Here is a 21,297-nt window from a genome sequence, read left to right as displayed (position 1 = left end):
TTGCTTGTTTATAATATCGAAATACATATCCTGCCGAAGTTTAACTCCAGGTTCCATCCTTTAAAAACTTATCAGCAAGTGCCTGAGCTTTGTCTACTATATTTTCATCATAGCCAAGTACTCCCAGAAGTTTTATGGCATTTCTGTTAGTAGCAGGTCCCGGCTTTATCTTATAATCAAAATGAACGTCTCTTTCAGAAACATTTCCTTCAAAATGATATATACCAAGATAGTCACTTAAAAGAGTAGTCAACTCAATATCATGAGTTGCTGCAAAACAAGTAACATTACAAGTTACAAAGGTCTTAAGAATCTCTGTTGAAGCAGCAATTCTCTCTATGGTATTGGTTCCTCTTAAAACTTCATCTACAAAGCAAAGAACTTTATGTTTGGAAATGGCGGCAGCATCAAGAATTCTCTTGATTGACTTAATCTCAACAATGTAATAGCTGTCGCCCTCAAAAATATCATCCTTAAGTGCCATAGATGAATAAACTTCATATAAAGGAGCCCTGTACTCTTTTCCCAGAACTGTATGAATAGTCTGTGCAAGAACCGTATTAATAGCGCAGGTTTTAAGAAATGTTGATTTACCTGATGCATTTGAACCGGTGATCAAAATCCCCTCTTTTGTAGAAATATCATTGGCAACAGCGTTTTCTATGAGAGGATGAATCAGCTCTTTTGCATCATATGTTTCACCTTCAAATGAAGGGATGCAAAAGTTTCCTTTATAAGACTCTCTAAAGCAGGCAACAGAAATATATGCCTCAATTCTTCCTGTAATAGTAAGAATCTCATCAAGATCATCCCTGTGAAGGCTTATTTCTTTATACATCTGATTAAACTTTATCAGGTCAATATGTGTGGCTATACGAATATAATCCAGAATAAGCTCCGCAGGGTTACCGCCGGAATTCATTCTGCTCTGCGACATAAGTATGTATGAACCCTTTGTAAATCCCTTAAGCCCGGACGCAGCCTTTTTTAGTTTTTTAATATCTTCTCCTAATTCCGGATAAGTAATCTTCTCAAAAAAACTAACAGATCTGATTACTCTTAAAATATATCTGTAAGAAGCAAGATATGGCTCAATATCACCTTTAACAGCAAAATATCTGATAAGATTAATAACAACAAGTACAACCAATGCCAAAAATCCAACAGTAAAATTAACAAAACAAATGCAAATAGAAAGTGCCATAAGTATAAGCATCAAGTAGTGTTCTTTATTACTGAACTTTGCAGCATCTTCAAGATAATCTATGTAATCATAAATTGAATATCTGATGTTTCTTCCAATTTTGGAAAATAATAGCTGCAGCCCTATTCTGGCATCTTCATCTTTTTGAAAAAAAGAAACCTTTTTTTCAAGATCCTCAAAATCATCATCGGTAAGAGGAGTCCTTAGCATATGATACAAGTACTCTTCGCCTGTTGCACTAAGGCAATAATTCATTCTGGCAAAAACGCCGTCCATATTAAGGTCATTCCATGTCGTATCGTCAATCTGATAATCGGCCTTGTGATTTTTAAAGTATCCTGCAATGTGATCAAGATCATCAGACTTATAGTTTCTTTTTGGTGCTTCTCCAAAATTCTTTTTAAGCCTGGTTAAAAGAATCCTCTCAGAAGTTTTCTGATCCCTGACTCCCAGTAAATACGCAACCAAAGATATGCCCACAAGAAAAGATAAAAAAATTATGCTCTCCATAGATGTATATTTATCCTTTTATTTTACTTGAACTTTCTGATAGATTCTGTAACAAGCTTTGTAAATAACGGAGCTGTTTTATCAGCTGCCTCCTGAACTTCCTCATGTGAAAGAGGATTCTCTGAAAGTCCTGAAGCAAGATTACTGATACATGAAACGCCGCAAACTTTAAGACCCATGTGATTGGCTGCAATAGCCTCATTAACTGTACTCATGCCGACTGCAGAAACTCCAAGTCCCTGAAGAAGTCTGATCTCTGCAGGTGATTCAAATGATGGACCTGTAAGCTGACAGTATACGCCTTCCTTAAGATCAATACCATTTTCTTTTGCGGTATTTCTGATAATATCCTGAAGGTCCTTCTTATATACCTCTGACATATCGGGGAATCTCGGTCCAAGTTCATCAAGATTTGGTCCGATAAGCGGATTGGGCGCAAAAATCGAAACGTGATCCGTTATAAGCATAAGGTCGCCTGCCTTAAATCCCTGTCCGAGACCGCCTGCGGCATTAGTAAGGAATAAAATTCTGGCTCCAAGAAGCCCCATAAGTCTTGCAGGAAGAACCACATCTCCTATATCGTATCCCTCGTAAAAATGCACTCTTCCCTTCATGCAGACAATCTTTACATCACCAAGATATCCAAAAATAAATTTGCCGGCATGGCCCGGTACTGTTGAAACAGGAAATCCCGGAATATCCTTATACTCAATCTCAGTTTCAATTTTTATATTATCTGCAAATCCGCCAAGTCCTGATCCCAAAACAAGCGCTACATCAGGAACAAAATCTGTCTTTTTTCTAACTGCATCTTTGCAAGCCAATAATTTTTCATAATTCATAGATTTTACCTCGCATTTTCTTTTTATAAAACACTAAATCAGTATATCATACCAGGGAACTGTAGCGCTACAATACCGGCGCAGTTGTCTTCATATTAACTTGACCGGAGCTTTATCGGGTATCCGTCAGGCATAAAGTCCCCTTGACAACCGGTTGCATAGTGTTTTTTATGGCTTCGTTAAGAATCCCCTTCATGCCACCTTTAAGAAATCTGTTATAAATCATTCCTGTCATCCCTCCGAATGTATCAGGAGCAAGATTATCTAAAGTAGTCATAAGCATATCTGTTCCCGGGATTTCTCTGAATCTGATCTCGATTGATGAAGGCACCGAAGGATGAATAAATGTACCCTTACGATCATCTCTGTCAATGGCATCATCTTCAAAATAAATATTAAATACTCTGGTACATGCTTCTTCAAGAAAATAAATTTCATTACGCAGAACAAATCTGTTATACTCATCTCTTTTGCAAAAAGAAGCCAGCGAAACAATATATTTTTCGCCATGCATATTGATAAGACTATTATATCTGTGACCGCCAAAGCCGCATCGCAGACTAAAAATAGTCTCGCCCTCATATACTTCAATATAAAATGAGTTATTGTCTCCCCTTCTAAACCCAACCTTATGTATGCCATCTGTAAAGTTATTATGTACAATCTGCATCATAAGAGGGAAAATACCGATTCCTGTAACATCAAGATCATATGTCTTCCCATCAAGCTTTGAAAGCCATCTGTCTATAAGAAGATTTTCAGTGACATTATTGTAAGAATATAACGATGATTTAAAGGATGCTCTCTTTGTAGTGACAAAAACCTCTCTTTTTCTGGTGTTTCCTGTTGTCATGGCTATACTCTTTTTCTTGTAACCGCCATTTAAAATAACAGGAAAATCAGTAGTTCTTCCGCTAACGGATTTGCAAATTGCTTTAAGCTCTGAAAGAGAAGCAAAATCTTCGGGAAGCGGATGATCAAATGCTTCTATTGAACTCTTCATATATTTTCTTATAGTTACAGCCATAAGACTGGTCTGGAAAATATCACTATTTCCTGCGTTAGTCACAACAACCATATCAATATCAGGATAAACAAATACGTTTTGCCCAAGCATACCGTTAAAAGCATAGGAGCCTTGTCTGTCATCATTTATCCAAATCTGATAACCATAGTGCTCATTGTCATCTTTTCCTGTTTCTATCTGCCAGGAAGTTGACCTGTTAACCCAACTTTCCGGAATTATCTGCTGTCCATTCCATCTACCCTTTTGAAGATAAAGAACACCGAGCTTAGCCATGTCCTCAGTCCTCATAAAAAGTCCCCATCCACCTTTTGTAATGCTTTGAGGACAACTTTCCCAATATACCCTTTTTATTCCAAGAGGCTCAAATATCCTCTCTTTACAGAATTCAAAAAGAGACTTACCTGTAATCTCGGTAACAATAGCTGACAGCATGTATGTATTCATACTGTTATACTCAAAAGCTGTTCCGGGTTCAAATTTAAAACCGGAATTTAAAAACTCTTTTCTCCAGTCATTGCCACTTATAGCTCCGGCTTCATTAAACTCAACCCCACTGGACATATTAAGAAGATTTTCTACAGTTACATTCTTTTTAAGAAACCCCAGAGGTCCCATTCTCGTACTGAATATGTCATTTAATTTCGTATCTGTTGAGAGCTTTCCTTCTTCAACCAAAAGACCTATTGCCATCCCCACAATACTTTTACACATTGAATAGGACACATGCCATATATCCATCTCATAGGGTTCAAAAGCGCATTCCGCAATAACAAAGCCATGCCTTACAAACATCAGCTTGTGCATGTTGCATTCTTTGTTCTCTGATAAAACTCTGATTAAATCCGTAAAAAAAGCAGAACTTACGCCTTGAGACTCCGGTGTTTTTCTGACTAAAAACTGTTCTCCACGCACAAAGCTGTTAATAAATTCAGGCTTTTGAGGTGCATAGTCAACCTTGCTGATCTCACCGGTCTCCCGGGTCATCAGCTTCACTAGAAGTTCTCCAACGTCAAGTCCTGCTCTCGCCATATATTTAATTACCTCACTTATCTATTTTCATTGCCCTCATTGAGTTAAGAATCGCAAGAACCGCAACTCCGACATCTCCGAAAACAGCAAGCCACATGGATGCTATTCCAATGGCTCCAAGAATAAGTATCAAGATTTTTACTCCCAAAGCAAAAACAATGTTCTCTTTTACAATAGTAATTGTCTTACGGGCAATCTTTATAACTGACGAAATCTTGCGAATATCATCATCCATAATAACAATATCAGCAGCCTCTATTGCGGCATCGCTTCCAAGAGATCCCATAGCAATACCTACATCTGCTCGCATAAGAACCGGGGCATCATTGATACCATCTCCAACGAAGGCTAAATTACTTCTATTATCCGCTTCGCTTAGCATTTTTTCAACCCTGTCAACTTTATCCGCAGGAAGAAGCTCTGAATATATCTCATCAATGCCAACCTGAGCAGCCACATAATCAGCTGTGTATTTCCTGTCTCCCGTAAGCATAACAGCCTTTTTGACACCAACTTTTTTCATGGCGGAAATTGCGTCTTTGGCTTCAGGCTTAATAACATCGGATATAACGATGGAGCCTATGAATTTGCCGTCAAGGGAAACATATATAACTGTTCCATACTCATTCGGAGCCATAAAAGAAATATTCTTTTCCTCCAGAAGACCTGCATTTCCCAGAAGAAGCTCTTTTCCCTCATAAATTGCAGAAATACCATGTCCGGCAATCTCTTTGGCATTTGCATTTGATGCGTCAATCAATGCATCACCGTTTTTTTCTTTATATGCCGTAATGATAGATTTTGCAATCGGATGATTTGATACACTCTCTCCAATTGCAGCAATCTTCAAAAGCTCATCTTCAGTAATACCGTTAAACGGATTGACACTTGCCACCTTAAATTCACCAAGAGTAAGGGTTCCTGTCTTGTCAAATACAACTTTGTCAACATAGGATGCTGCCTCAAGATAGTTGCTGCCCTTTATAAGTACACCAATCTTGGATGCAGCACCGATTCCTCCAAAAAATCCCAGAGGTACTGAAATGACAAGCGCACAAGGACAAGATACAATAAGAAAAACGCATGCTCTTCTGATGCTGTCTGAAATTGCAATCTGTCCCAAAAGCGGAGGAAGAAAAGCAAGAAGTACAGCACCTATCGTAACTACAGGTGTGTAGTAACGGGCAAATCTTGTAATAAAATTTTCCATTCTGGACTTTTTGTTGCTTGCATTTTCGACAAGTTCTAAAATCTTGGCAACAGTTGAGTCTTCATAGGCCTTTGTTGCCTTGATTTTAAGCACACCTTCTCCATTTACACAGCCGCTTATAATATCATCGCCTACTGTAACCTTTCTTGGAACAGATTCACCTGTAAGTGCAGCTGTATCAACAAACGACTCTCCTTCACAGACAACGGAATCAACAGGAATCTTTTCTCCTGCCTTTATAAGGAGCATGTCTCCGACAGATACCTCTTCCGGATCTACTTCCTCTGTGCTTCCGTCATCTCTTATAACAACAGCTACTTCCGGAGCAATACTCATCATATCCGAAATTGACTGCCTTGATTTACCTACAGCAACACTCTGGAAAAGCTCTCCAACCTGATAAAAAAGCATAACTGCCAAAGCTTCAGAATACTCCCTTATACCAAATGCTCCAAATGTTGCAATCATCATAAGAAAGTTTTCATCAAAAACTTGTCCGTGGCTGATATTTATTGCAGCTTTTCTTATAACATCATATCCAATAATAATGTATGGAATCAGGTAGATAAAAAATACTACAAGTTCCGGAATGTTTTCAAAAAGTCCTGTTTTATCTGCTATCAGCAAAATGATAAAAAGTGAAAGTACTACAAGTATTCTGTTTCTGGTTTTCTTTTGTTTTTTAGTCATAACTTATCCTGCCGTTTCATAAAAACTAAATTTATAAAGGAGCCATATTGCTATGACTCCTTTATAAGTTTACGCTGTCTCAATCTCACAATCAGGCTCAACCTTCTTGCAAGCTTTAATTGCCTCATCAAGAACTTTTTCATATACATCATCAGCTGCCTCAAGCATAAGCTTCTGAGTCATGAAATTAACTCTTGCATTTAATACTCCATCAATTTTCTTAATAGCTTCTTCCATCTTGGCTGCACAGTTTGCACAATCAACTTCGCATTTGTATGTTTTCTTCATAATTTAACCCCTTTCACTTCTTGGAATATTTTTTACCAATCATTCCTCAATATGATTAAGTCCTTGATCGATAATAGTTCTAACATGGTCATCTGCCAGAAAATATATAACTGATTTTCCTTCCCGTCTGTTTCCTACGAGCTTACTCTGTTTTAAAATCCTAAGCTGATGAGATATTGCCGACTGAGTCATGTTAAGAGTATCAGCTATATCACAAACACACATTTCTTCTTCAAACAGAGCAAATAAAATCTTTATTCTTGTTGAATCGCCAAATATTTTAAAAAGCTCCGCCAAATCATATAGCTCATCTTCACCTGGCATGTCTTTTTTAGCTTTATCGGTGATATCAGTATGTACATGTTGTTCTTCACAACACTCAACATCAGTAATTGCCAACGCTTTCCTCCTTTCAAAATATAATAGAATACAGAAACATAATCTATAAAATATAATCAATAAATCCAATGAACATATGAATGATTGTTCATATGTTAAATATAAAACCTGTACCTATGCTTGTCAATATATTTTTACTGATAACTGCGTAAAAAATGAAAAGAGCGTTCCACAATACAGTGAAACACTCTTTTACCAATCAAAGCAGCTTGATCAGCTTATCAATTATGCCTTTCATGCGTTCATCAGAAAGTCCAAAGTCCATTTCTTTATAGCTCCACGCAGCACGTCCGATTCCATATTTATCAAAGCAGCCGCAGATATCAGTGTACCATTTGAGGGCATCTTCCGGAGTTGCTCTGTCAATAACTCCATACTCTCCGCAATACAGCATCACATCCCTGTCTTCTGCAATTTTTACTGCTTCAGACAGATAATCATCAAAATATGCGGCACTTATATGTTCTTCTTTATCGTAGGATGACATATCTCCTGTTATATGATCAAGTTCTCTGTCATTGTTCTCGATATATGTAGCGTATGAAGAATCATATGGCATTCTGAAAGATGTATCCATTGTATCAATCCAGTTAGCACCCTGATGAGTAAAAATAAGCGGTTCATAACAATGGAAGTTATAAACAACATTCTCGTCAAAAGGCGCAGCCAGATCCTTTAGCGCTTCAATACTGTTATTGTAATATCCACCCACAAGAATCTTCACATCAGGCGAATATTTTCTGATTCTCCTGATACATTCGTAAGATATCTCATTCCATTTATCACAGTATTCTTTCTTGGTAACTTCATTAAGAAGTTCGAAAGCAACTATATCGGAATCTTTTCCAAATCTTTTCGCAAACTCTTCCCACAACTTATAAAATCTGTTCTGATAATCGGCATTATCAAAAAAGCCCGATTCGTTTTCACCGGCATCAAAACTGTAGCCATAGGTCTTGTGAAGATCAAGAACAACGTTAAGCCCAAGCTCCCTGCAGATGTCAATAGCTCTTTGAATATATCCAAAACCACTTTCTATATAATTGCCTGCATCATCTTCTACAAGATTGTAGTCTACTGGAATTCTGATATGATCAAGCCCCCAGGACTTAATTACTTTAAAATCCTCTTCCTTAATAAAATTGTCATAACGTTCTTTTGTGTGATTGCACTGAGAAAGCCAACCGCCAAGATTAACCCCGTGCATATAGCCATTAAATCTTTTCATAAAAAATCCCTCCACCTTGTGTAATGTCTCACTTATCTTTCTGAGTCAGTACACTGATATATTATCATAGGTGGAGGGGTATTTCACACTATATATTGCTCAAATCATGTCATTTATAGAGTCAACAACATATGCTTCCTCAACAGTATCAAAATATCCATCTTTTACAGATAATGTAAATACAGCATATGCAAAGGCATCTCCCTCATCTTCATCATACTGTGCAACAAATATCTTTGTTACACCATCTTTAATGATAGGAAGATTTGACGCATAATACACGCCTTCTTCTGCATCTGTAGCGCAAATTTCAACATCATCTACATATACAATTTCTTCACACCAAAGATCAGTTCTGTAAGGAGCTGTAATATATGCAACACCGTCAACGATATTGCAGTTGATATCATTATTATATTCTACATACTCTTCTGAACTTGAGAACTCTCCGTTTGCATATTCAGAACTATAGTTATATTCTGTTGTGCCCTCATCTGTAGTTGTTGTCACATTAAATGTTGTTGTAGATGTAGACTCTGTTGCACAAGCTGTAAGAGATACTGCTAAAACAACACCTGCCATAAGTAAACCGATCTTCTTCATAATATTTTTTCCTCCGAAATGTCATATTTTTGATTACAGTAATTTATACGAAGTGAAAAAATATGTGGCAAAAAAAATTTCAAATTTTTTCGTCTGTTCATTTTTTTACAGTATCTCTTGCATTCTTGAATTGTTGATTCAAGAAGTCATACTAATTCTGATCATAATTTATTTTTTTCAATATTTCTTTTATTTCAATATCGGATACCAAATCATCTGCTCCCAAAATCCATGAGTTTTCAGAATGCTTCCTCGGCGTTATAAGCCCGCGAACATAACACTGTGCAAGAGAATTGGCACAAACTTTGCAATCATAAATATCCGGAAACTTTCCGGCATCCTGCCAGTCGAGGTCTTCCATTTGAAGAATATTTTTATAGAATTCATGCAGTATTCTTGCCATTGTATTTTTACGGAGAGGCATCTTATAGGCACCTGCATCACTTTCAATAATTTCACACAAATACGGACCGAGAGCTTCATATGTAAGCTCCCGGTCATTTTCCTTCTGATATAAAGAAATAAGTTTCTGTGCAAACTCCTGACTATTCATTGAAAAAATCCCATAAAACAACTTGTAAAAGTCCATCAGTTCAGATAGATGAAATAATATAAGTCTTATTATCGAATGCCTTAAGGCCTTTGGCTTCAAAGCATCCATCCATAACCTTTACTGTATCTGTACTATAAACATCCTCACATTCAAAGCAAGTCACCTCATCAAGCCTTTTTAGTTCTTTTAAACTATCGCTTCCTTCAAAGGCTTTAAGTATATCAGCAAAAGATATTTTTAAGGTATCGTCTATATCCTTATCGGAAAGATTAATAAAGCTAATTGCAAACCTGCCATCTGAAAGAGGCTTAACAAGAATATCTATTCTGTCATTATCTCTTATATACTCTTTTGAAGGATCGAAAGCTTCAATACTTGAGTAAACACGCTTTGCCTGTATTCCAAGTGCATCCTGATTTAATGAAATAAGTTTCTTATTGGTGATGATGTTATAAATCCAATCATCTTTAGTAACTCTCCTAAGATCAAGGCCCAGCATAAGAGGAGAGTTCATCATACACCACATAGCCATGTGGGTTTTGCACTGAGTTTCATTAAGACCATCCATACCAATCATTAGCATATCCGGATCATTCCAGCCCTTTTGAAATCCCGCAAACTCATCCATAATTACAGCTTTGTTATACTGCGCTGTCACGCTCGTTGTATAATCAGATGTCCAGTCACCGTGACCGGGATTTCCATCACTTCCGACTCTGAAAGTAATGTCATTTAAAATTCTCCAGGAATCACAAACCTTTTTAGCCCAGTTCTGAGGCTGAGTTTTTCCCCATTCACAGGCAGAATAATATATATCTCTATCAGGAGCAATCTTCTTAAGCTCTTTTAGGAGACGCCCATATGAATTAAGCGTATTCTCCTGCCTTCTATGGTTCATGATTTTAATCTCATTGATTCCCTTGCATAGTTTTACATTCCACATTTTGGATGAAGCAGAATAATCTGCAGAATTATCATTATCTATTGACCAGACAAAGAAATCATTCTTTTCGGTCTCCTTTAAGAAGCCATCAAAAATCATCTCGCCACCGGCCATCAGCTGCAGCCATTCTCCAACGCCTTCTTCCTTGTCGGTTGCATACTCTACTGCAACAAAATAGTCACCATCACTTGGCACATCAACATTAAAAATAAGCTCACTGCTCTGAATCCCAACAGGTGTTGCATCAGGACCTGTTCCGTCAAAGGTTCCTATGCCTGTAACATAACCGCCAATTTCATATTTATTATTTAATGTCTCATCTTTGACGTCAATTTTGGCAGCTCTTTTCCCGACAATAACACCATCCTTAACAGCGCTATATACCTTTTTAAAAGAGCCATTTTTAGCCCATACCTTTATGGCTTTTATATTTGGTGCAAAAACATATCTTGCATTCTCTTTGTTAGAAAACGTCGCATTATCAAATGGATAATAGCAGTTATCGACCTTTAAAAAATCTACTTCCCATTCAATATAGCTTGCTGCATCAAGAGCCTCATATCCACAGGTTCCAACCTGCGCCCCGGCACAAAGATTGGTTCCTATGTCATTGTACATTCCAAACTTAAGGCCCTTTTCATGAATATAAGCAGAAAGAGCCTTAAACCCACTTGGAAACTTTACCTCTTCATTGGAAAGCTTTTCATCGACTCTCTCTGATTTATAACAGCCATCATCCAAAATAATGTACTCATATCCAAGCTTATCCAGCCCAAGTTCAATAAATTTATCAGCCATTTCCCTGGTAAGATTTTCTGTGTTTCCGCTTCCGAAAGCATTCCAGCTGTTCCACCCCATTGCCGGAAGCTTATTTTTCTTTTTACCATACAATACTTTGCCGTTGTCAAAAGACTCAAACCTACCTTCTGCCTGTAGTTTATCCGGACTTAAATTCTCATACCCCATTTTTTACTCCCATAAAAAAACCGTAGCCACAAAATAAAACTATTCATAACTACGGTTTTCTCTTTATTTTTTATATTAGAATGTTACTTTCTTAAATGACTTCTTACCTTTTCTGACCATAACTCCCTCAGCAAAGAAAGCCTTGTCATAAGTAGTCTTAACGTCTGTAACCTTCTCCTCTGCAACTGTTACACCGCCCTGCTCAACGGCACGTCTGCCTTCACTTCTGCTTGCGCACAGACCTGCTGATACAAGAACCTGTAAGATGTCAACGACTCCGTCTCTGAAATCCTCTTCCTTAAGACTGGTTGCAGGTACATTTGCTGAATCTCCGCCTCCTGCAAAAAGAGCTCTTGCTCCATCCTGAGCTTTCTGTGCTTCTTCTTTTCCATGAACAAGTGCTGTAAGCTCAAATGCAAGGATTTCCTTTTTCTCATTGACTCTGCTTGCATCCCATTTTTCCATTTCAAGAATCTCCTCGATAGAAATAAATGTAAGCATCTTGATACACTTATCAACGTCAGCATCATCAACATTTCTCCAGTACTGGTAGAAATCAAACGGTGATGTCTTATTAGGATCAAGCCATACAGCATTTCCTGCTGTCTTACCCATCTTTTTACCCTGAGAATCAGTTAAAAGAGTGATTGTCATAGCATGAGCATCCTTACCAAGCTTTCTGCGGATAAGCTCTGTACCGCCAAGCATGTTGCTCCACTGATCGTCTCCGCCAAACTCAAGATTACAGTTGTACTTCTGGAACATGTAGTAGAAATCATATGACTGCATGATCATGTAGTTGAATTCCAAAAAGCTAAGTCCCTTCTCCATACGCTGCTTGTAGCACTCTGCACGAAGCATGTTGTTAACTGAAAAGCATGCTCCAACCTCTCTTAAGAGCTCAATGTAGTTAAGGTTCATGAGCCAGTCAGCATTGTTTACCATTAAAGCCTTGCCGTCTGAGAAATCAATGAATTTCTCCATCTGACGCTTGAAGCAGGCAGCATTGTGATCAATATCCTCTCTTGTAAGCATCTTTCTCATATCAGTTCTTCCTGAAGGATCACCGATCATTGTTGTACCGCCACCGATAAGAGCGATTGGCTTATTTCCAGCTTCCTGAAGTCTCTTCATAAGCGTAAGAGCCATGAAGTGACCGGCTGTAAGAGAGTCGGCTGTGCAGTCAAATCCAATGTAAAATGTTGCCTTACCGTTGTTTACCAGGTCTCTGATATGCTCTTCATCTGTGACCTGAGCAATAAGACCTCTTGCCTTAAGTTCTTCAAAAATCTGCATAATGCACCTCCAAATGATTGTCGTTGCAAAGAAATATTGGGATTCTCACTAAACTCAAAAGACCTCGTTAAGTGTTCACCCATGGCTCGCACTAGCTTCAAAAAAACTTCAGCAAGTGCTCTGCTCAAAAAAATCCTCCGCAACAATATTAGTTGCGAAGGACGAATTAATCGTGATACCACCTTCATTCACATATAGCTCACACTATATGCCTCAATAAGTACGATCCGGATAAACCAAATGATACTCTACCGATATAACGGTCAGTCCCCGTCTGAAACTACTAATCACCTGCATGATATTCGTCCCAGCAGCTCACGGAGGTATTCATCATCGATCTTAACCCACGCTTCTCACCAACCAGCAATTCTCTGTTGTCAGTTTTCGATTCTTACTTATTCCGGTCACAGCTTTTTAAATATTAAATTCAATAAATGAAATTTTAATTATTTAGAAATATTATGTCAATAGTTTATTAGTTTTTTTTATATCAATTTTGTAGTAAAATAAGACCACAAATAAAATCAAGAACATTAGGAGTAATGCACTTGAAACTATTTCAGACAACCTTTAATCCAAGATTTATACCTACTATCAGAGAATGGGCGCAAAGCACCAGCCTTAGAGAGCATGGCGCTATTATTCATATCTATGCTCCATATACTGATAAATCCATATACTATAAATTAGACAGAATCCAGAAAATTCTTAATATAGAGTTACCGGGTGTTCCTGTTGTCGGATGCAGTGCTATTGGTGAAATAATAAACGGCAGCATTGATTACAACGAGTGTGTTATCACACTTACTGTATTTGATGAGCCATCTACAAATGTACATGTTCTGTCCTTCTATGATTTGCGCAAGAATTGCTCTGACGTTTTCTTTAACACCATAAAAGACATTCCGGATTTAAAAGGAATCGAAATCATATGTGCAAATTCCGACATAATGCTTGAAAAAGTCAGTAATAAAGCCGATGAACTTCCGGAAGATATCGAGGTTTTCGGAGCTGTTGCTGTAGGTGATGATGATAACAAGCCTTTCATCTTTACAGATGATAACGACTATCATACAGAGGGCATTTTTCTTGTTCTGTATAGCGGCAAGGATCTTCACATCCAGACAAACAGAATGTTTGGCTGGAAAGCTATCGGCTACCCTCTCCATGTAACAAAGGCTGAGGGCTCTGTTGTTTACGAGCTTGACGGAAAGCCTGCTTACGACGTTTACAGTCATTATCTGAACATAAAAAAAGGTCCTAACTTTTTCTATGATGCTCTCGAATTTCCCTGGGAAGTTCAGGTTGATGACGAAACCTTTTATATAAGGCATGCAAAATCCGTAAATCCTGATGGTTCTATTGTTATGTCTACAAGCATTCCTGTCGGAAGCAGCATTCGTCTTAGCTATGGTGACCCCCTTAGAATAATGGAACATACAAAACAGGCCGGACTTCTGATTCGGGATTTTGCCCCTGAGGCAATTACAATATATAACTGTTTTGGACGAAAGCTCTTTTGGGATGAACAGGACAATATAGAAATTGTAGAAATATCCAAGCATATGAATGCAGCCGGTTTTAGTGCTCTTGGTGAGATTATGCGTTATAAAGGAAAAACCATACTAAATAACCTCTCCATAGTTACTGCTTCCATGCGCGAAGGCGAAAAAAAAGAATTGACCGGAATTGACGAAGACCAAAATATAGCTTCACCAAGCATGCCTATCACTGCAAGGCTTGCTGTTTTTATCAATACTATTACTGAAGAACTTATGGAAAAAAACAGTCAGCTCAATGACATGCTTTACAAGGCTTCCCATGATGCTCTTACAGGTCTTTTAAACAGAGGAGCCATTGAAAGAATCATCTATGAAACAGATAACTCTTCAGACTGGTTTCTTATAATGTTTGACATAGATAATTTCAAACAGATTAATGACACCTACGGACATATAGAAGGTGATAATGCACTTAAAACCATAGCAAAATATATTACCGACAAGATTACTGTCAACGAAAACATTGAATGTGGTCGTTGGGGCGGTGAAGAATTTATTATGCTTGTAACCAATAAAACATCGTATTATGTTAAAACAAATGCCGAAGACATGATAAAAAAAGTAAATCAGCTTTTAAGCATAGGCTATGAGCTTACAATAAGTGCCGGAGCAACCAAGCATAAAAAGGATGAATCTATACTTCAGACCATAACCCGCGTTGATGAACTTATGTATAAAGCCAAGAATAATGGAAAAAATCAACTTTGTTGCGACTTATAAACAAGATAACTATTAAAAAATGACTGTGAGATTTTTTCACAGTCATTTTTGCTATTACAGATATTTTAGTTTTCTCTGGCTCTTTTAATATTTTCAAGAATATCCTCAGGAACAAACATCTTGCCATAGCCAACACCCAGATCAATCTTTGGCTTATTGGCTCCATGGAAATCAGAGCCTCCACTTATCAAAAGATCATATTTAGCTGCAAGATTTCTTATCTGCCTTTCTTCTGACGGCTCATAAGTTGAATAAATCGCTTCTATTCCCTTTAGTCCTGCTTTAATAAGCCTTACCACCAAAGCCTCAAGTTTTTCTTCACTCATATGATAAAGAATCGGATGAGCAAGTATCGGAACTCCACCTGATAAAAGAATAAGCTCTATGGCATCCTCCGGTGAAATATTCTCTCTTGGAACATAATACTTACAGTGGTCACCTATATACTTATCAAATACTTCCTGCCTTGATTGTACATATCCCTTATCAAGCATAAGTTTTGCATAATGTGCTCTTGTTATCACTGCATTTGGGAACGCTCTTAAAAGCTCATCGTATGTAATTGAAAGCCCGGCTTCCTCTGTGAGCTTTTTACACATCTTTTCGTTACGCTCTCTTCTTGAGTCTGCAAAAGCCTTGAGTCTCTTTACAAATTCAGGATTGTGATGATCAATATAAAGCCCCACCACATGAACATCTTTTCCCTCATTAACAGTAGAAAACTCAATTCCGGGGATAAACTCAATATCACTATATGTTTTTCCTGTGTATTCTATTGCTTCATCAAGCCCTACAACAGTATCGTGATCTGTTAGCGCAATTGCCGCCAGATTCTTTTCATGAGCATAGTCTATGAGCTCTTTTACGCTTACTGTTCCATCAGAACAATTTGAATGAGTATGTAGATCAATTCCTCTCATTTACACGTTTTCCGCCTTCCTGCATTCTTAATATTCCCCGGCATATCAAAAACACTTTATCCGCATCAGTCAAAATAAGGTTTAATAACCTTTTTAACAACCTGAAGCATAAGATACATGATGATTGTATCAACAGGGAGCATTACTGCATTTGAAACAAGTCTTCCCGGGAGAATAACTGCTATAGCCTTGCCATAAAGAAGATTGAGCCACAAAGTATTAAGAATAATATTGCAGACAATCTTAACAGAAACCTGCGCTGCTATAACACGCCACAGCTTTAACGGCTTATTATAGATAAATATTCCGTAAAGAATCGCTCCTACCATTGCTGTAATGGTAAATCCAAGAAAAAAGTCTCCGTCTCCCGAAGCGAACCACTTGATAATATCCATTGTTCCGCCAAAAATTGCTCCAACCCAGGGGCCAAAAAGATAGTCAACAATCTGGTTAGGAAGTCCTGAAAATCCAATCCTGATGTACTGACCAAATTTAATGGTGGCAACATATCCCAAAATAACCGAAAGGGCTCCCATCATGCCACAGAAAGTAAGGACTTTTGTTTCTTTAAGCCTACTGACCGATGAAAAAATTGACTTGCCTGTAACTGTGTGTTTTAGTGTACTGTTTAACATAAAAATATCCTCCTTTGCAGCTTCCTTTACCACATCGGAGGACATTAAAATTCCTGAATATTCCATTGATGTAGCAGCGGGATGCGAAACCTAAACCGCGGATAATCCTTCGTCCCGATGACAACTCCCTGTTCACCCGGCACTTAACGCTTAAGTTCCTACTCTGCATTTATTATTTGCATACATAATACATCATAACCCAAGACAGGTCAAAACTTTTTTACCAGTCAAGTGAATTATTTTCTATTTTTTTATCTCTTAGCATCAGATCGTTTAATGCATCTCCCGGTGCCTTATTATTGAATAAAATATCGTTTACAGCTTGAACTATCGGCATTTCTACTTCATACTTCAAAGCAAGCTTAAGGGCAGCTTTCGCACTGAAAACTCCTTCTACTACCATGTGTACTTCATCCATGGCCTCCTGATAGGATTTACCCTGACCGATGAGTATTCCCGCTCTTCTGTTTCTGGAATGCATGGAAGCACAGGTAACAACAAGATCTCCAATTCCCGAAAGACCACTAAAGGTTTCAAATTTGCCCCCCATTGCCATTCCAAGACGTCCAATCTCTGCTATTCCTCTTGTAATAAGAGCCGCTTTCGCATTATCACCAAGCCCATAGCCATCTGCCATACCGGCCGCAAGAGCAATTACGTTTTTCAGGGCTGCACCAATCTCTATTCCAAGCATATCAGGACTTATATAAACCCTGAAAACATTATTCATAAATACATTCTGAACATACCTAGCTGTGTCTTTTTCAAAGGCTCCGACTACAATTGAAGTCGGCAATCCCTTACCGACCTCTTCAGCGTGTGAAGGACCTGACAAAACGCAAACTTCACATCCGGGTATTTCATCAAGGATGACATCCGACATTACCATAAGCGTGTCGTCCTCAATCCCCTTAGTACAGTTGACTATAATCTGCTTGTGCTCCTGGTCATTTGTCATGTAAGGTTTCATAAGCCTTACAGTTTCTCTTAAATGTGCAGATGGAACAACTAATACCAAAAGATCCTTATTCTCAACTGCAGATTTCATATCTGAAGTGTAGCTAACGCTTTCCGGAAGTTTTACTCCAGGAAGCTTCTCTTCATTTCCATGATAGTTTTTAAGCTTTTCTACTGTAGATTCACTTCGTGACCACACAGTAACATTATGTCCATTATTTGATAAAAGATACGCAAGAGCTATTCCCCAGCTTCCTGCGCCAATGACGCCAATTTCCTGATTGTCCAAGTCTTATCTCCCGTTAAGTCTTAAATTAATCCACTTTATTCTTTTTAAAAATATAAGTTTTTCGTTCCTGACCATTTAAAAGCTTTTTGATATTGCCCCGGTGCTGATAAATTGCAAGCACTGTCAAAAATGCAACAATTATGTAAACCTCAACAAGAGCACCCTGTGGCGCAAAGAAAAGCCCCATCTGTCCATAAATTATAATAGTCGCCAAAAGAAGTACATAATAAAACATACTGCACACTGAAACAATATGAAAAAGGTTAAAGGGAAGGAAAAAAGAAATAATTCCCATTATCAAAAACAGCACATTATACCGGATACTTAAATAAATTGTATATCCTGCTGTACATGCAATACCTTTTCCGCCCTTGAATTTAAGAAAAAACGGAAAATCATGGCCAAGTACTGCTCCGGCAAATGTATATGTCATAAACAAAATACTATAATCCGGATTAGATCTTCCAAAAATAAGATATGTAACAAATATGGCAGCCATGCATTTTAGCATATCTCCAAAAAGAACTATACCTCCGGCTTTTGGACCAAGAACCCTTAAAGTGTTAGTTGTTCCTGCGTTTCCGGAACCCACTTTTCTGATGTCAATTCCCTTAAGCCTTCCATAGAATACAGCTGTCTGGATCATGCCAAAAACATATCCGATCAGAATACATATTATTCTGGCCCCTAACAATCCCATACCAGTCATTTATTTATCCTCTTTTCTCTCCCTAATAATAAATCTCAAAGGAGTCCCCTTAAATCCGAAGGCTTCTCTGATCTGGTTTTCTATATATCTTGTGTAACTAAAGTGCATCAGCTTTTTATCATTTACAAAAATGACAAATGTCGGCGGTTTAACAGATGCCTGAGTAATATAATAGAGTTTTAAAATCTTGCCCTTGTCACTTGGCGGCTGCTGCATAACGACTGCCTGTGTCATGATTTCATTAAGCACACCTGTGGCAACTCTGAGCGAATGATTCTCACTTACTATATCTATAAGGTCATAAAGCTTAACAAGTCTCTGACCGGTTTCGGCAGATATGAATATAATCTCAGCATAGTTCATAAACGCAAGTGTATTTCTGATATTTTTAGTAAACTCTTTTACTGAATGATTATCCTTTTCAATAAGATCCCACTTATTTACAGCAATGATAACTGCTTTTCCGCTTTCATGCGCGATTCCGGCAATCTTGGCATCCTGCTCTGTTACACCTTCCTCAGCGTTTATAACTAAAATCGCAATATCCGCCCTCTCTACAGCTCCTACAGTTCTGACGATCATATAATGCTCAAGCTCGTCTTTAACCTTGTTTTTTCTGCGAAGTCCTGCAGTATCAATAAATGTATACTTTTTGCCGTTATATTTTACTTCTGTATCAATGGCATCACGGGTTGTTCCTGCCACATCTGATACAATAAGTCTGTTCTCACCTATAAGTCTGTTGATAATGGAAGATTTACCTACGTTTGGCTTACCTATAATTGCAATCTTGGTTGAATCATCTTCCTCTTCATCAGTTGAATTCTTGTTGAAATGACTTACGACTTCTTCCAAAAGATCACCGATTCCCTGTTTATTGACTGCTGAAATCGGGAAAGGCTCGCCGATTCCCAGATTGTAAAACTCATATACATCAAGGGAGTCTCTGTTGTAATTATCAACCTTATTTACACACAAAACAACAGGCTTTGCCGATCTTCTCAGCATGTCTGCAACCTTGGAATCCGAATCGGTAAGTCCCTGCTTTACATCAACCATAAATATAATAACATCTGCTGTATCTATGGCAATCTGCGCCTGCTCTCTCATCTGCGAAAGAATAACATCCTTGGAGTCAGGCTCGATACCTCCTGTATCAATAAGGGTAAAGCTGTGATTAAGCCACTCCACATCCTGATAGATTCTGTCTCTCGTAACACCGGGCGTATCCTGAACAATAGCAATTCTACTGCCCGCAAGAGCATTGAAAAGTGTTGATTTTCCTACGTTAGGGCGGCCAACAACCGCAACAATATTTTTCTTACTCATAATTATCCTTTATGTTAATTCATCTTCCGGAATATCAAATAACAGTGAAACGAGATTATGTCCATCACACCCAGATATTCCAACTTTAATGTTTAATTCCTTCTCGATATCGCAGATTCTCACGTCATCAAGAAGATAGTCTTCTCCGCTGCGAAGAAGATTCTCCGGAAGGAAAAGCTCACTTCCAAGTTCTTTATCCTTTAGCTGATTTATGATATCTGTTCCGGTAAGAAGTCCTGAAACAGTAATCCTCTCGCCAAAAAACTCGTTAATTATCTCATAAACATGTACCTTTAGTCCAGTACAAATACTCATAGCCTTCTCAGCCATCTGCTTTATACAAGGATAAACAAGCCTTCCGGTGGCTATTGAGATTTCTCTGTTCAGGGTGCCCAGGTAATCTTTATTATATGAAACAGCCCTTTCAAATGCCTCTTCAAACTCATCAATAAGAAGCCTCATCATTCCAACACCGTTTTCAAGCTGAATGTACCCGTCGTATCTGTCAGCCTCGGGAAAATCTCTTCCTGCCAGGAAATACCACTCATCACTTGCATGAATGAAATGCATTCCGTGTTCATTATAAATCTTCTTTTGCCAGCTTTCTATAAGGTCAATGACCTCGCCTGCATCCTGACTGTTAAAGGGCTCAAGCGGATAAAGCCCGTCTCTGTATTTAGAAAGTCCAACCGGAACCACAGATACGCTTTGAAGGTTCGGTATATATTTGGCCATATCAGAAATTGATCTTTCGAGTTCTTTTCCGTCGTTAACCCCCTTACAAAGAACAATCTGTCCATTTATCTCAATTCCTGTTCCGGGAGCACATAGTCTGTCAACTTTTTTCAGTGCTTCACCGGCAAATCTGTTTCCAAGCATTTTACATCTTAGTTCCGGGTTGGTCGTCTGAAAAGAAATATTGATAGGAGAAAGATGATATTTCAAAATCCTGTCTATATCTGCATCAGACATATTTGTAAGAGTTACATAATTGCCCTGAAGAAAAGAAAGCCTTGAATCATCATCCTTAAAATACAAGGTCTTTCTCATGCCCTTAGGCATCTGATCTATGAAACAAAATATACATTTATTACTACAGGATCTGTAATCATCCATAAGTCCGTTTTCGAACTCGATTCCAAGATCCTCATCAAATTCCTTGTCAATATCAAGCAGCCACTGCTCGCCATCCGGCTTCTCAATCAGCACATCCAGATGTTCATCCTGAACGAGATACTGATAATCAAAAATATCTTCAATTACCTGATCATTGATTTTTATGAGTTTATCTCCGGGTTCAATATTAAGTTCTTCTGCAATACTTCCCGCATCGATTCGACCGATAAGGTGTCCAATTTTTTTCTTCATGCCCTGTATTATACCATCTT

The 21,297-nt window shown here is 38.1% G+C and carries 18 protein-coding genes, 1 riboswitch and 1 other annotated feature; of the genes, 1 reads left to right on the top strand and 17 read right to left on the bottom strand.

Features of this window, described 5'->3' with window-relative positions; genetic code table 11:
- Positions 1-40: 40 nt before the first annotated feature.
- From J6O61_RS03805 to tyrS, 11 genes are all read right to left on the bottom strand, one after another.
- Positions 41-1,714, bottom strand: a complete 1,674-nt coding sequence (locus J6O61_RS03805; RefSeq protein ID WP_292209809.1) for a MutS-related protein — start codon at positions 1,712-1,714, stop codon at positions 41-43.
- Positions 1,715-1,737: 23 nt separating this feature from the next.
- Positions 1,738-2,556, bottom strand: a complete 819-nt coding sequence (locus J6O61_RS03800) for a purine-nucleoside phosphorylase (protein ID WP_292209806.1) — start codon at positions 2,554-2,556, stop codon at positions 1,738-1,740.
- Between the two features lie 112 nt (positions 2,557-2,668).
- Entirely contained in the window at positions 2,669-4,612 is a 1,944-nt protein-coding gene (locus J6O61_RS03795; protein WP_292209802.1) for a serine hydrolase domain-containing protein, read from the bottom strand.
- A gap of 13 nt (positions 4,613-4,625) precedes the next feature.
- A complete protein-coding gene (locus J6O61_RS03790; RefSeq protein ID WP_292209800.1) occupies positions 4,626-6,512 on the bottom strand; it encodes a heavy metal translocating P-type ATPase in 1,887 nt (628 codons plus the stop codon).
- 69 nt (positions 6,513-6,581) lie between these two features.
- Positions 6,582-6,800, bottom strand: a complete 219-nt coding sequence (locus J6O61_RS03785; protein WP_292209797.1) for a cation transporter — start codon at positions 6,798-6,800, stop codon at positions 6,582-6,584.
- Between the two features lie 39 nt (positions 6,801-6,839).
- The gene (locus J6O61_RS03780) at positions 6,840-7,199 is read right to left on the bottom strand and encodes an ArsR/SmtB family transcription factor (protein ID WP_292209793.1); all 360 of its coding nucleotides are present in this window, start codon (positions 7,197-7,199) and stop codon (positions 6,840-6,842) included.
- Between the two features lie 199 nt (positions 7,200-7,398).
- Entirely contained in the window at positions 7,399-8,427 is a 1,029-nt protein-coding gene (locus tag J6O61_RS03775; protein WP_292209791.1) for a glycoside hydrolase family 5 protein, read from the bottom strand.
- Positions 8,428-8,526: 99 nt separating this feature from the next.
- On the bottom strand, positions 8,527-9,030 hold the full coding sequence (locus tag J6O61_RS03770) for a hypothetical protein (RefSeq protein WP_292209788.1): 504 nt from the start codon (positions 9,028-9,030) through the stop codon (positions 8,527-8,529).
- Between the two features lie 151 nt (positions 9,031-9,181).
- A complete protein-coding gene (locus J6O61_RS03765; protein ID WP_292209786.1) occupies positions 9,182-9,583 on the bottom strand; it encodes a hypothetical protein in 402 nt (133 codons plus the stop codon).
- A 40-nt stretch (positions 9,584-9,623) separates the two neighbouring features.
- Complete coding sequence (locus J6O61_RS03760) at positions 9,624-11,492, bottom strand: glycoside hydrolase family 27 protein (protein ID WP_292209783.1); 1,869 nt, start codon at positions 11,490-11,492, stop codon at positions 9,624-9,626.
- A 75-nt stretch (positions 11,493-11,567) separates the two neighbouring features.
- Positions 11,568-12,788 (bottom strand): tyrosine--tRNA ligase, encoded by a 1,221-nt coding sequence (tyrS, locus tag J6O61_RS03755; protein ID WP_292209780.1) that lies wholly within the window; start codon positions 12,786-12,788, stop codon positions 11,568-11,570.
- 154 nt (positions 12,789-12,942) lie between these two features.
- Positions 12,943-13,205: a binding site (T-box leader), on the bottom strand.
- Between the two features lie 131 nt (positions 13,206-13,336).
- On the opposite strand from tyrS, the gene J6O61_RS03750 reads away from it, so the two are divergent.
- On the top strand, positions 13,337-15,070 hold the full coding sequence (locus J6O61_RS03750; RefSeq protein ID WP_292209777.1) for a sensor domain-containing diguanylate cyclase: 1,734 nt from the start codon (positions 13,337-13,339) through the stop codon (positions 15,068-15,070).
- Positions 15,071-15,135: 65 nt separating this feature from the next.
- On the opposite strand, the gene J6O61_RS03745 is transcribed toward J6O61_RS03750, so the two are convergent.
- The 6 genes from J6O61_RS03745 to J6O61_RS03720 all read right to left on the bottom strand — a co-directional run bounded on the left by J6O61_RS03745 (position 15,136) and on the right by J6O61_RS03720 (position 21,277).
- Positions 15,136-15,990: a PHP domain-containing protein gene (locus tag J6O61_RS03745; protein ID WP_292209775.1), complete on the bottom strand. Its 855-nt coding sequence runs from the start codon at positions 15,988-15,990 to the stop codon at positions 15,136-15,138.
- Between the two features lie 65 nt (positions 15,991-16,055).
- Entirely contained in the window at positions 16,056-16,625 is a 570-nt protein-coding gene (locus tag J6O61_RS03740; protein ID WP_292209773.1) for a folate family ECF transporter S component, read from the bottom strand.
- Positions 16,626-16,697: 72 nt separating this feature from the next.
- A riboswitch (THF riboswitch) is annotated at positions 16,698-16,793 on the bottom strand.
- A gap of 52 nt (positions 16,794-16,845) precedes the next feature.
- The gene (locus J6O61_RS03735) at positions 16,846-17,871 is read right to left on the bottom strand and encodes an NAD(P)H-dependent glycerol-3-phosphate dehydrogenase (protein ID WP_292209770.1); all 1,026 of its coding nucleotides are present in this window, start codon (positions 17,869-17,871) and stop codon (positions 16,846-16,848) included.
- Positions 17,872-17,896: 25 nt separating this feature from the next.
- A complete protein-coding gene (plsY, locus tag J6O61_RS03730; RefSeq protein WP_292209768.1) occupies positions 17,897-18,571 on the bottom strand; it encodes a glycerol-3-phosphate 1-O-acyltransferase PlsY in 675 nt (224 codons plus the stop codon).
- A gap of 9 nt (positions 18,572-18,580) precedes the next feature.
- Positions 18,581-19,909, bottom strand: coding sequence for a ribosome biogenesis GTPase Der (gene der / locus J6O61_RS03725; protein ID WP_292209765.1), 1,329 nt, complete (start codon positions 19,907-19,909; stop codon positions 18,581-18,583).
- A 9-nt stretch (positions 19,910-19,918) separates the two neighbouring features.
- The gene (locus J6O61_RS03720; protein ID WP_292209762.1) at positions 19,919-21,277 is read right to left on the bottom strand and encodes a DUF512 domain-containing protein; all 1,359 of its coding nucleotides are present in this window, start codon (positions 21,275-21,277) and stop codon (positions 19,919-19,921) included.
- Between the last annotated feature and the right edge of the window lie 20 nt (positions 21,278-21,297).

It is taken from the genome of Butyrivibrio sp. (assembly GCF_017635265.1).
Lineage (GTDB): Bacteria > Bacillota > Clostridia > Lachnospirales > Lachnospiraceae > Butyrivibrio.
The sequence above is the reverse complement of the archived record's forward strand: the minus strand, read 5'-3'. Positions and strand labels throughout refer to the sequence as shown.